The following is a 13,014-nucleotide window of genomic DNA, read 5'->3' as shown; positions in this document are numbered from 1 at the left end:
ATTCCTGCAAATTTAGTGAAATTCTACCATTACCGCACCCGATTGATGATGAAGTATTTCCTTATTATAAAAATCCACATTCGTCTGGCTTTCCAACGTATCGAATACCATTTTCTGCAAAACTCCGTCTCCGATTCCGTGTACGATTTCCAGTCTTTTCAGATTATGTTTTCTGCAAAAGTTGATGGTTTCCACCAGTCTTTCCTTTTGGATGAAAAGTCTTTCAAAACTGGTATAATCATTTGGATTTTTAACTAAATTATGAAAATGAAGATCAAGAACCAAATGATTTTTCTGATGTGCTTTGGAAATTACCTTTTTTGGCTCCGCTTTTTTTACAATGGGAGTATTTTCATAAAAATCCGAAATTTTCGGAACCAGTTTCTCTTTCGGATATTGATGCGTAAAACCGTACTCATCTTTAAAAACCACGATATTTCCTTTCACGGAAGTAACCACCCCGTTTAAATCTTCATCTACCACAGAAACTTTATCACCTATTTTCATAATTTTTTATAAAACACAACAGACACAAATAATTTCACAAATTTCTACATTTTTAGATCGTGATATTGGTGATGAAATTTGTGAAACTTGTGTTTAAAATTTAGGTCCCAATTCAATAACCTCCAAATCCTTTATTTCCGTATCATCGATTACAAAACGCATCATCGTTCGCATTTTATGCCATCCCTGTTTTCCGCACGCTCCGGGATTCAGGTGGAGAAGATTGTTTTTCTCATCAAACATTGCCTTCAAAATATGCGAATGTCCTGAAATAAACAGCTTCGGAGCTTTTTCAGCAATCTCCTGCTTTGCCAAAGACGTATATTTTCCGGGATAACCACCGATGTGAATCATCAGAACTTCTACATTTTCGCACATAAAACGACTCACTTCCGGAAACTCGGAACGGATTTTCGCATTGTCGATATTTCCGTAAACTCCTTTCAGCGGTTTTATCTTTTCAAGCTGCTCGATGACATCCATACTTCCGAAATCTCCGCCATGCCAGATTTCATCCGCCTGACCTGCATATTCTAAAATACGGTCGTCGATATATGAATGAGAGTCGGAAAGGAGTAGGATTTTCGTCATTATTTAAAATTCTCTGCAAAGATAAGATTTGAAATTATTTTTTCTTAGGATTTATAAACATCTTTAATGATAATTGTTATTCCTTGAGGCTTGTAATGACATTCATTAATATAAACTTGTTTAAGCTTTTTTTACCACAAAAGATGCAAAAGATTTAACACTTTAGTTGTTTAAGTTTACTACTTAAATGGAAAAAGCAGCACATAAGTTTAAAAAATCAAAGATTTTTTCTCTTTGCAGGATTTTAAAATTAGTTTAAACCAACTTATAATTTTAGTTTCAAAACTGTCATTCAGAATGAAATTTTGCGAAGCATTATGAAATGAAGAATCTTTTTAGATAAGCTGTTTTTGAATTTCGGGATTTTGTTTCGAAGAATCAATACAAAGTAATAATTAAAGCTTTAAATAAAAGTTTAGTTGATCTTTTGTGGTTTTTGCGGTTAAATAAAAGTTTAAACAGACTTTTTGTTATCGGATAAAATATGAAAAGTTTAAACCGCTTTATTTACTACATTTGAAAAAAATTAAAAATGAAGCAGAAACTTTCTTTTTTCCTTCTTCTTTTATCGGTTGGGATTGCGAATGCGCAGTTTGAAGAGAAAAAACTGGATGAATTAGTCCAGAATACGTTAAAAACTTTCGACGTTCCGGGAATGTCGGTTGGTGTGATCAAAGACGGAAAAGTAATTTATTCCAAAGGTTTTGGGGTACGTTCCTTAACTTCCAAACAACCGATGGACGACAATACATTGGTTGGAATCGCCTCTAACTCCAAAGGTTTTACCTGTACAGCACTTGCCATTTTAGCAGACGAAGGAAAACTGAACTGGGACGATAGAGTTTCAAAATACATTCCGGAATTTCAGATGTACGATCCGTATGTTTCGCAGAATGTTACCATTAAAGATCTGGTAACACACAGAGCCGGATTAGGTTTGGGACAGGGAGATTTGATGTTCTTTCCGGAAGGCGGAAATTTAACGGTAAACGACATCGTTCATAACGTAAGATATTTAAAGCCTGAAAATCCTTTCAGAACAACTTTAGACTACAATAACATCATGTTTATCGTAGCCGGAGAAGTAATCCACAGAGTTTCGGGATTAAGCTGGGCAGAATTTATCGAACAGCGCATTATGAAACCTGTAGGAATGACATCCAGTTTCGGAAGCTATAACAGAGCCAAAGCTATTGCCAACAAAATTGATGCTCATGCACCGGTAGATGGAAAAGCTATCGCGGTTCCTCACGACTGGAACGAAACAGCCAACGCAGCCGGAGGAATTATGAGTAATATTAAGGACATGACCACCTGGGCAGAATTCCTGCTGAATAATTTCACAACGAAAGACGGTAAAAAATTGGTTTCAGATAAAAATGTTCAGCAGTTGTGGAGTTTGCAGATTCCTAGTGGTGTGGCGGCGAAAAATCCTTATGATACCAGTTTCTACGGATACGGAATGGGTTGGTTTTTAAGCGATGTGAAAGGTCATAAACAGGTTCAGCATACAGGAGGACTGATCGGAACGGTAACTCAGTTTACGCTGATTCCGGATATGAAGCTGGGAATTGTTGTTTTAACGAATCAGCAATCGGGGGCGGCTTTCAACACGATTACCAATACCGTGAAAGATTCTTATCTGGGAATTGCAGACCGCAACTGGCTGAAAACCTACGGCGACCGGATGAAAAAAATGGAGGAAAGTTTTGATAAGCAGAAAAAAGAGGCTTTTGCAAAATCTGAAACATTTAAAAAAGATAAAAATTTACAGCCAAAACCGGAGCAGTTTGTAGGAATGTACAACGATCAATGGTTTGGTGATGTGGAAGTTGCACAGCAGGGAAGTACCTACAGGATTTCCTGCAAAAGTTCTCCACGTTTAAAAGGTGAACTTCTTCCGTATTCCAATAATTCTTTCATCATCAAATGGGACGACAGAAGCTACGATGCCGATGCGTATATCATTTTTGATTATGATGAAACCGGAAAAGCTCAATCCGCAAGATTAAAACCCATTTCAGACATTACAGATTTCAGTTTTGATTTTGATGATCTGGATCTGAGAAGAAAATAATTCAGGAAAAATTATTCAATATGATTATGAATAGGGACGGGCTTTAGCCCGTCTTTTTGTTTCGGAGGATAGCAAAAAGGCTTTAGCCAAAATTATTGATTAAGTTTATTTAGGCTTTTTTATAAAGGTTCAAAAAGTTTTTAACACATAAGTCACATTAGATTAATCAAGCTTTGCGAATATTTTAGAACACATTAGTTTTTAAAAATCTTTGATTTTTATTCTTTTGAGAACTTTACATATTCTATAGATGCGTTAAAATCTTTTGCGACTTTTGTGGTTAAATTCGCCATTCACAAATTCACTTATCTACATTCTAAAACCACCCCGTCAAAAATTCTTTCGAATTTTCGCCACCCCTCCAAAGGAGGGAATTTTTACAGACTATTAATTAAATTTTTCCGGGAGAATAGAAAAACAGCAGTTTCTTTTTGGCTCCGTCGAATTCCGACCATGAATTACAGTCGATCTCGAAACCGGCAACGCCGCAGGTTGGAAAATGGAAAATATCTTCGGAAATGGAATTCGCAAAATTGGAAATTCCGTTGTTGTGAGAGAAAAAGGCAACCGATTCGTGGCTGTCGTCCAGATCGTAGATTACGGATTCGAAATTGCTTTCGGAAGGATTATAAAGTTTCTCATTCGTATTAATGCTGATCTGGTAAGCCTGATTGAAAATTTTGCACGTATTCAGTGCGCGTACTGCGGGACTCGATACAAAGTAATCGATCGCTACGTTATTGTTTTTCATGAATCGGGACATATGCATTGCTTCTTCTAAACCCTTGTCTGCCAATGGTCTGTCAAAGTCTTCCGTTTCTTCCGGCCAGTCGCTTTTCGCATGTCTTACGAGGATGAGTTTCTTCATAATTTTGTTTTTGAATAACTAAAATTATAAAAAAATTAGCGGATTAAAACATTGATTTATAAAAAAAACTGTGTTTGGAATAAAATCATTAAAATTTACTAAATTTGCAAACCTATGGGACAAATCCTTGCAATAGACTACGGAAAAGCTCGTTGCGGCATCGCTGCAACGGATGATATGCAGATTATTGCGAGCGGTCTGGAGACGGTGCAGACTTCATTAATTATTGATTTTCTGACGAAATATTTCGATGAAAATCGGGTGGATGAAGTGGTTATCGGTCTTCCGACAGATTTAAAAGGGAATGTATCCGAAGTGGAAACAGATATTTTAAAATTCATCGAAGTTTTTCAGAAAGAATTTCCGATGATAAAAGTACACCGCTTCGACGAGAGATTTACCTCCAAAATGGCTTCGTTTTTTATCTCCCAAAGCGGAAAGAATAAAAAGAAAAGACAGGAAAAAGGATTAATAGATAAAGTAAGCGCAACCATCATATTGCAGAATTTTTTAGAACAAAGAACAAGATGATTTTACCGATAAGAGCCTTTGGTGACCCAGTTTTAAGAAAAGTAGGGAAGGATATAGATAAAGATTATCCCGAGCTACAGGAATTGATAGGCAACATGTTCGAAACCATGTACAGCGCCAACGGAATTGGTTTGGCTGCTCCACAGATCGGACTGGATATCCGTCTTTTTGTGATCGACGTAAGTCCTTTGGCAGAAGATGAAGATTATGAAGATATTAAGGATGAACTGGCAGAATTCAAGAAAGTATTCATTAATGCCAGAATTCTTGAAGAATCCGGAGAAGAGTGGAAATTCAACGAGGGATGTCTTTCTATTCCGGATGTAAGAGAAGATGTAAAAAGAAAAGGAACCATCGTGATCGAATATTATGACGAAAATTTTGTAAAACATACAGAAACTTTTTCCGATATTAGAGCCCGCGTAATTCAGCATGAGTACGATCACATAGAAGGAATTTTGTTTACAGACCATTTAAGCGCCTTGAAGAAGAAGCTTGTAAAAGGGAAACTGTCTAAAATTACTCAGGGTGATGTAAGCATCAGTTACAAGATGAGATTTCCAAAATAAAGTTTGAATTAAAATAAAAAAAATATTAAATAGCAAAAGGCGGAATGCCGATTGCAGAATTTACAAAAAATAAAATTATGCTGTTAGAAAAAATAATTTCAATTTCAGGAAAACCAGGACTTTTCAAATTAGTTTCACAATTAAGAAACGGATTTATTATTGAAGACGTTACCACGAAGAAAAAAGTAAGCATTGGAAACTCCAGTCAGGTAAGTTTGTTGGATAACATCGCGATGTTTACCTTTGATAAAGAAGTTCCGTTGTTCGAAGTTTTTGAAAATATTGCTAAAAACTACGATTACAAAGAAGCGATCCACCATAAAGCAACAGATGCTGAACTGAAAGAATTCATGACGGCTTCTCTTCCGAACTACGATACCGAAAGAGTTTACGCTTCAGACATCAAAAAACTAGCGCAGTGGTACAACATCCTTCAGAAAGCAGGATACATTACGCCGGAAAGCTTCGTAAAAGCAGAGCCTGAAACATTGGAAGGTGAAGCTGCAACGGAAGAAGTAAACGTAGAAAAAGAAGCGCCTAAAAAAGCGCCAAAAGCAGAAAAACCAGCCGCTCCAAAAGTGAAAGCAACTTCTGCCGCAAAATCTGCTCCTAAAAGCACCCACAGAAAACAAGGATAATTCATTGAGTTGAATTTAAAATATAAAAACCTCGTCAGAAATGATGAGGTTTTTTTGTTGTCTAAATTTTTAAATGCGAAGTTTATGAATGTTAAAATTCAGGGAAAATACTGATGAAAATAATATTCTGCATAATTACATTTGTCTTTACGGAAATCCGGATGGAAACTACTTTATGGTTTATTATATTTGGAAATTATTAAATTTTTATAACAATTTAAAGCAAATATATTTTAATTAAGTTAATCAAAATGAAAAAATTTTTAAGCACATTATCGATTATATTAATTTTTTCGAATGCATTTTCGCAGGAAAAAGAGGCTACGCAAACTAGATTGGTAGGAGATACTTTAATTACAAGGAGTGGTTTTAAAATTACAGTTGGACAGGATATAAATTTAGGAACAGGATCAACTCCAGATGGTGATTTCAAATTTATTCGCAGAAATTCAACTGGCTTTGGAACAATAATGACGATGACTAACAGTAATAGTTATAATAAATCTCAGTTTTCCTTGCCTAGAAATATGGCAGGTCATAAAGGTAAAGTTGTTAAAATTGTTGTTCGCGGAAATGAAAAAATCGGACAAACTTTTGAACCCTTAATAACATTTGGTTCAGGTCGATACGAAATAGATGTAGATAATGCAATTATTTCTGGTGAAATTATTGTCCCGGAAGAATTTAGACCAAAACCAAAGGCAGCAGTTATTGAACTTAAGCAAAATATTAGTATTGCTGATGAAATTATCAAATTAAAGAAACTTCTTGATGATGGTATTCTTACAAAAGAGGAGTATGATATTCAAAAGAAAAAATTGCTAGAGGGTAATTAAGTTTTGAATTTTTATGAAAGATAAAATTTATCGTACACAACTGATTAAAATGAACTCACTTTTCAATTCTATTAATTTTAAATTTTGACTTACAATCTCTAAACATTTTAAAATATAATTAAGTCTCAAAAAAGATTAATCTTTTAATAATGGAAAAGTTAATATTATTGATTTTTTTTCTTCATTTCTATGTCTTATTGCTCAAAAGAAGAATAATTCACTCAGTTGAATTCGAAATATAAAAACCTCGTCAGAAATGATGAGGCTTTTTTGTTGGTTTGCTGATATTACCAATTAGTAGTTTCTTGAATTAAGCTAATGTGGAATTTATCTTCCCAATATTTGTCGCTAAATTTAGGACCAAACTTAAATTCTTTTGTAGAATATGGCTTATTAATTAAATAATTATCAAGCGTCGTAGTCGCGTAATATTCCTTAATGAAATCCTTTCTGCCATTATTTTTTAATTCATAAACTCGATAAACAGTATTGAAATAATTTGCACGATAATTTACTATAAAATAAAATAAATAAGTCTTTTGGATTGTTTTAAACTCTACGATATAGTGATGTGTATCTCTAAAAAAATATTTTTGATCAATAAAATTTTCTTTATTAGGAGATATAGTACCAATATTATATTCGGAAATATATGGATCATAGCAATTTTTAAAAAAGATAATTTTGTTTTCTTTTATTTGAAATGGACATCTTTCTAAAATCAAATCAAAATCTTTTATTATTGCTTTTCCGTTGTAAATTGGGTAATTTGAAGGATTTTTGAAAAATATAGAGAATTGATTATTGCTACGAAAAACAAAACCAAGCTCTGGAAGATCAGATCCATTTGAATATTTAATGTATTCGCTTTGAGATTTTAAAGTTTTATTACTATAATTTAACAAATCTTCTGTTTTGCTATCAAGTTTATTATTTAAGGAAATAATAATATTGTCAAGAGAATCAGACTCCTTTTTATTTTTAATTTGTAAATTAATTAAATCTTTTTGGGATTTTACAAATGCACTATCTTTTTTCTTTGATTCTATTTTGTCATCCTCTGAAGCTTTAAATTGAAAAATAGATGATATTATTGTTCCAATTAGAAATATTCCTATCAAAATATTTTTAATTTTATAGTTTTTAGATTTCTTTTCAATATCTAAAAACGATGATAATGCTGCTACGATAGCTAAAGTAATTGTGAATAATAGTAAAGTCATTAGTTTTTCTACTAATATAAAAAATTATTTCTACACTAGAATTTGTTTTCAGTTAACCATATAAAGCAATAGACTTTAAGAATTTAAATAATAAGTTATAATGTTTACTAAATTTACTATTAACAACTTTCAGGAGTTTTTCTATTCAATCCCCTCAATTCCCACCACTTCACTTTCCATCACCTTTGTTCCGCTTTCGTTGTAAACCTGCTTCACGGTTACTTTAATTCGGTCGTGTTGTGGAGTGGGGAAGTCCATGAGTTCAGAAATATTTTTGTAGCCGAATGCTTTTGCCAGTAATGCAATATGGCGAGTGGAATATTTATGATTTTCTTTTATATTTTCAACATTACCAACAAAACTTCTCGCTAAGCCCATTTTTAGGCTTAATTTCTCTTGAGATAATCCTTTTTCAATTCTCAGCTTTTTAATGTGATTGATAAGATCATAGTCAAATTGAGTTGTTTCAAACACGAAAGTTTTGTCCATATTAAAAAATATTACACCTATATATTGGTGTATTAAAAATTTATTACTATATTTGTATCAGCGAATTAGCAAAAGCCTCGAAAGACCTATTGAAAAGACGCATTCCGAGCCGACAACAAAAAGTACAGCACTTTTTCGTCGGTAAAAATGCGGTCTTTGGATAGGTTTCAGGTACAAATTTTCAAAATACACAGATGATGAAAAAGAAAATCTCAACCCTGCTGTTTTCAGCACCTCCCGAATAAACGGAGTTCTGCTGCAAAACCAACAACAGCGCTACACCGAGACTGCCCGCAAACGCAGGAAGCCGGAGTACAGTTTTACCCAAAAACCTTTACCCTTCGAAATTCCTTTACGCCTAAAGGAAAGCCGAAGTACGTTAAAAATCACCCTTAAAAGTACTGGCTTTCTTTTAATTTTCCAAATTATTTTCATCCCGAAAGGAATTTAAAAAATGCAAAAGGTTTCTCTGCCACAGATCGGGAAGCGCTGTTGTTCCATTCGGCAAAGTTTTGCCATCAAAACAAACGGATTTCAGAAATTTTTAAAGAGCTTGTTTAAGCTTTTTATAAATAAGAATATTCTTGTTGAAAAACGCTAAGGCGCAAAGTTTTTTTATTCATATCAAATCTTTTAAGGCGCAAGAAAATCAAAGATTTTCAATAAAGGATGATGTTTAAATTTAAGAATAAGAATCTATATAAATATTGGAAAAACGCTAAGGCGCAAGGTTTGATAAAAGTCCTATTCTTTCAAGACGCAAGGAGAAAATCAAAGATTTTCTTTTATAATGTTGATGATAAATTTTATCGCAGATAAAATCCTTGCGCCTTAAAGCATACTATTTTAAAACAACTTCGCGCCTTTGAGAAAATCCAACCTATTAAAAACCAATCTGTTGAAATTCATAAAAAACGATAACCCAAAAACAGACTCATGAAAAAGAAAAAAACAGATTTCGAAGCCAAATTTTGGTCCGGAACGAGAAAACATACCGCCATAAATTTACTGGAAACCTTTTTCCAGTTCAATGATCTTGCTGCAACGAAAGAAACCCTCAATGAAATGGTACAATCTTCAGTACAGAAAAACACCCGAATCACAAAAGAACCCGCCGAAATTTTTTATTTGTATCAATCGTTACGGTCATTCACTCTCGTCTCTCATCACATCGCGAGAAAAGCTAGAAAAGGGAAGTTTAAAAACTCAACGGAAGTCAGTTTTCCCAAAACACCAATAAGCCTTTCAGAGAAAGAACAACGGAATCCGCTGCGCGTATTTCAGAACGCTTTTAAAGTCTGCACTTTGCAGGATTTTGATGATTTTCTGTCGGCAACAGCTTATTTCTCGTTGGGAAATTTCAGTTGTGACACGGAAAAGAAGATCATTATTCCCTACTTCCAGCTCATAAAATTACTGGAAGCCGCCCCGCTGATTGTGGAAAATTGCCAAAAAAAGATGAAGGGATAAGGTTGGCTAAGCGTAATCGGTTGGCTGAGCGGAGCCGAAGCCAACCGCAAAATGTAATGAATTGTAATGTTGGCTTCGGCTCCGCTCAGCCAACTATGATGGTCTGTAGAATAAAACGAAGAATCAAAATGGAACGAGTAAAACCGTTGGCTTCGGCTCCGCTCAGCCAACTGCAATGGTCTGTAAAATAAAACGAAGAATCATAATGGGATGAGCAAAACCGTTGGCTTCGGCTCCGCTCAGCCAACTATGGTGGTCAGTAGAATAAAACCGAAAATTAAAATGGGATGAGCAAAACAGTTGGCTTCGACTCCGCTCAGCCAACTGCAATGGTCTGTAGAATAAAACCAAGAATCACAAAGGAACGAGCAATAGCCTTGGCTGAGCGGAGCCGAAGCCAACGACAATCCTCATTTATTCCAGGACAGAAGAACTTTCACAAAGATTTCCCGTAAATTTGTAAGACTTGAATTCTCGATTATGAATACCAAACAGGAAAAACTGGAAGCTTTCGGAAGATTATTAGACATTATGGACGATCTGCGCGAAAAATGTCCGTGGGATCAGAAACAGACGTTGGAATCGCTCCGCCATTTAACGCTGGAAGAAACCTACGAACTTTCGGATGCCATTTTGCAGAATGATCTGCAGGAAATAAAAAAAGAGTTGGGAGATGTGCTGCTTCATCTGGTTTTTTACGCCAAAATAGGCTCTGAGAAAGGAAGTTTCGATATTGCAGATGTCATTAATTCTTTGAACGAAAAATTAATTTTCCGCCATCCTCATATTTACGGAGACACGGAAGTGAAAGATGAAGAGGAAGTAAAACAGAACTGGGAAAAACTGAAACTGAAAGAAGGCAACAAATCTATTCTGGGCGGTGTTCCGAAAAGTCTGCCGAGTCTGGTAAAAGCCTACAGAATTCAGGATAAGGTAAAAGGAATCGGTTTCGAATTTCATGATGCGGAAGATGCGTGGAAAAAAGTGGATGAAGAAATTCAGGAGTTTCATGCGGAAACAGATCTGGATAAAAAAGAGCAGGAATTGGGCGATGTATTTTTCTCATTAATCAATTATGCCAGAATTTCAGGAATCAATCCCGATTCTGCGCTTGAAAGAACTAATCTTAAATTCATTTCAAGGTTTCAGAAAATGGAAGCTTTAGCTGTGGAACAGGAGCTGAATCTTGCCGATCTGTCTCTGGAAGAAATGGATGTTTTGTGGGAAAAAGCTAAACGTTTACAGTAAATGAAGGTACAGAACCCGACGCAGAACAGATTTCAGTATCTCCTGGAGTTTAAGCAGACGGAAAGGAAATGGCATTTTCCTTTTCTTGCCGCGCTGTGCATCGGAAGCTGTCTTTTCATCGGATATTTTTTAGGAAAACCGAATTACGGCGCGCTTTCGAGTTTAGGTGCTTTAACGATTTTATATTTTACTTCGGCGCCGATTACACAGAGAATGATTCATCTCGCGATCTGTGCTTTCGGAATTGTTTTCTCTTTTACGGTAAGTTCTTTTTTCGGGTTTAATATTTATTTTGCCGCGCTGTCGGTTGCCGTTATTTCTTTTCTGGCGCATTTTATTTCTTCGTATTTTAAAATTCCGCCGCCGGGAAATTTTTTCTTTATCATGGTCGCAGCAATGGCGAGTACCTATAAGTTTGATCTGGAAATGATCCCCACAAGAGTAGGACTGGTTGCAATGGGAGCAATCCTTTCCTGTTCCTTCGCTTTTCTGTACTCCGTTTTTATTGAAAAAAGCGAAGTGGTAACCGTACCGAGAAGAAGTTTCAACAAAAGAAGATATACAAAATTTGTGGAAAGCACCATCATCGGGTTTTTTATGGCGCTTACTTTAATCATTGGTTATTTGCTTGAATTTAAAAATACTTACTGGATTTCCATTGCGGCAGTCGCCATTATGCAGGGAAGGAATTTTGAGCACGTGCGACAGAGAAATATGCACAGAATTCTGGGAACTTTCATCGGAATTGGCTTGGCATGGGTGATTCTGCTTTTTAATCCCGAAAAGATCGTCATGATTGTTATCATCACCGTTTTACAGTTTATTATTGAATTGTTAATTGTAAGAAACTACGGTTTTGCAGTGGTTTTCATCACGCCTTTAACGATTCTTCTGGCGGAAACAGCAAGTGAAATTCATCATGATGTGGAAATTTTAATGAAGGCAAGATTATTGGATACCATTATCGGAAGTCTTATTGGTTTGGCGGCAGGATTTTTCCTCCATCATCAGCAGATTATTAATAAATTAGAGAAAAATATAAGGTTCTCTTATTTTCAGTTTAAAAAATTAAAAAAATAAATATGTTGCGCATCGTCGTTTTATCGTCATTTTTATTGCTGAGCTGTAATCCCAAAGCTCAGGAAGCTCCCAAAACCGATGATCTGAAAGTGGAATTTCCTTTGCCTAAAAAACTAAAGGAAGTTTCCGGTATTACTTTGTCTCAGGATAACAATACCATCTGGGCAATTGAAGATCAAGGAAATAAAAACGTCATTTACGGACTGGACAGAAAAGGAAATTTCACGAGTGACGTTTTGGTAGAAAACGCAGAAAACCACGACTGGGAAGATATTACGAAGGATGCCGCCGGAAATATCTACATTGGCGATTTTGGTAATAATGATAACGACAGGCAGAATTTATCCATTTTAAAAGTTGATTTAAAAGATGCCTCACAAAAATCCACAAAAGTAATCCAGACCACAACATTTCATTACGAAGGACAGACGGAATTTCCGCCAAAAAAATCCAACTGGCTGTATGATTGTGAGGCTTTTGTAGAGATGAATGGAAATTTTTACCTTTTCACCAAGAACAGAAGCAAAGGTTTCGATGGTACTTTTTTAGTTTTTCAGGTTCCTAACAAAGCAGGAGATTTTGAAGCAAAACTGATCGGAAAACTGAAACTTTCCGGAGGATACAGCGATGCGGCAATTACTTCTGCTGCTATCAACAGCAAAAATCAAGTAGCATTGCTCACTCATAAAAATGTTTATGTACTTTCCTCCTTTTTTGATAAAAATTTTGAAACCTATATATTGCAGAAACATCCCTTGAACCACAATTCTCAAAAAGAAGCTATTCTATATCTTGACGATAGAACAGTTTTAATTGCCGATGAAAAGGATGGAAAAGAAGGAGGGAACATTTATAAATTTCCTCTTTAAATAAAACAAAATCCGCAG

At 35.2% G+C, this 13,014-nt stretch carries 14 protein-coding genes; 9 read left to right on the top strand and 5 right to left on the bottom strand.

Features of this window, described 5'->3' with window-relative positions; genetic code table 11:
- Positions 1-12: 12 nt before the first annotated feature.
- On the bottom strand, positions 13-507 hold the full coding sequence (locus tag AC52CF_RS17605; RefSeq protein ID WP_496517511.1) for a Smr/MutS family protein: 495 nt from the start codon (positions 505-507) through the stop codon (positions 13-15).
- 93 nt (positions 508-600) lie between these two features.
- Positions 601-1,098 carry a metallophosphoesterase family protein gene (locus tag AC52CF_RS17600; protein ID WP_496517510.1) on the bottom strand — a complete coding sequence of 166 codons (498 nt, stop codon included), beginning with the start codon at positions 1,096-1,098 and terminating at the stop codon, positions 601-603.
- Positions 1,099-1,630: 532 nt separating this feature from the next.
- On the opposite strand from AC52CF_RS17600, the gene AC52CF_RS17595 reads away from it, so the two are divergent.
- Positions 1,631-3,175, top strand: coding sequence for a serine hydrolase (locus AC52CF_RS17595; protein WP_496517509.1), 1,545 nt, complete (start codon positions 1,631-1,633; stop codon positions 3,173-3,175).
- A 391-nt stretch (positions 3,176-3,566) separates the two neighbouring features.
- Here the strand turns inward: AC52CF_RS17595 and AC52CF_RS17590 are convergent, their stop codons facing one another.
- Entirely contained in the window at positions 3,567-4,043 is a 477-nt protein-coding gene (locus AC52CF_RS17590) for a SixA phosphatase family protein (protein WP_214588554.1), read from the bottom strand.
- A gap of 114 nt (positions 4,044-4,157) precedes the next feature.
- On the opposite strand from AC52CF_RS17590, the gene ruvX reads away from it, so the two are divergent.
- From ruvX to AC52CF_RS17570, 4 genes are all read left to right on the top strand, one after another.
- A complete protein-coding gene (gene ruvX / locus AC52CF_RS17585; RefSeq protein WP_496517508.1) occupies positions 4,158-4,574 on the top strand; it encodes a Holliday junction resolvase RuvX in 417 nt (138 codons plus the stop codon).
- On the top strand, positions 4,571-5,143 hold the full coding sequence (def, locus tag AC52CF_RS17580) for a peptide deformylase (protein ID WP_271246320.1): 573 nt from the start codon (positions 4,571-4,573) through the stop codon (positions 5,141-5,143). Before ruvX ends, def begins: the two co-directional genes overlap by 4 nt.
- A 77-nt stretch (positions 5,144-5,220) precedes the next feature.
- On the top strand, positions 5,221-5,781 hold the full coding sequence (locus AC52CF_RS17575) for a DUF5606 family protein (RefSeq protein WP_076393145.1): 561 nt from the start codon (positions 5,221-5,223) through the stop codon (positions 5,779-5,781).
- Between the two features lie 251 nt (positions 5,782-6,032).
- Positions 6,033-6,617: an SHOCT domain-containing protein gene (locus AC52CF_RS17570; protein WP_496517507.1), complete on the top strand. Its 585-nt coding sequence runs from the start codon at positions 6,033-6,035 to the stop codon at positions 6,615-6,617.
- A gap of 287 nt (positions 6,618-6,904) precedes the next feature.
- Here AC52CF_RS17570 and AC52CF_RS17565 read toward each other — a convergent pair whose 3' ends face one another.
- A complete protein-coding gene (locus AC52CF_RS17565; protein WP_496517506.1) occupies positions 6,905-7,840 on the bottom strand; it encodes a hypothetical protein in 936 nt (311 codons plus the stop codon).
- A gap of 141 nt (positions 7,841-7,981) precedes the next feature.
- A complete protein-coding gene (locus tag AC52CF_RS17560) occupies positions 7,982-8,329 on the bottom strand; it encodes a helix-turn-helix domain-containing protein (RefSeq protein ID WP_496517505.1) in 348 nt (115 codons plus the stop codon).
- A 936-nt stretch (positions 8,330-9,265) separates the two neighbouring features.
- On the opposite strand from AC52CF_RS17560, the gene AC52CF_RS17555 reads away from it, so the two are divergent.
- The 4 genes from AC52CF_RS17555 (at position 9,266) to AC52CF_RS17540 (ending at position 12,996) form a co-directional block, all read left to right on the top strand.
- Positions 9,266-9,799, top strand: coding sequence for a hypothetical protein (locus AC52CF_RS17555; protein WP_496517504.1), 534 nt, complete (start codon positions 9,266-9,268; stop codon positions 9,797-9,799).
- A 480-nt stretch (positions 9,800-10,279) separates the two neighbouring features.
- Positions 10,280-11,047 (top strand): nucleoside triphosphate pyrophosphohydrolase, encoded by a 768-nt coding sequence (gene mazG / locus AC52CF_RS17550; RefSeq protein WP_214588559.1) that lies wholly within the window; start codon positions 10,280-10,282, stop codon positions 11,045-11,047.
- Positions 11,048-12,127, top strand: a complete 1,080-nt coding sequence (locus AC52CF_RS17545) for an FUSC family protein (RefSeq protein ID WP_496517503.1) — start codon at positions 11,048-11,050, stop codon at positions 12,125-12,127.
- 2 nt (positions 12,128-12,129) lie between these two features.
- Complete coding sequence (locus tag AC52CF_RS17540; RefSeq protein ID WP_214588561.1) at positions 12,130-12,996, top strand: NHL repeat-containing protein; 867 nt, start codon at positions 12,130-12,132, stop codon at positions 12,994-12,996.
- Positions 12,997-13,014: the final 18 nt, after the last annotated feature.

The sequence above is a fragment of the Chryseobacterium sp. 2P genome, assembly GCF_059579425.1.
Note: the sequence above shows the minus strand (reverse complement) of the source record. Positions and strands in the feature narration are given on the sequence as shown.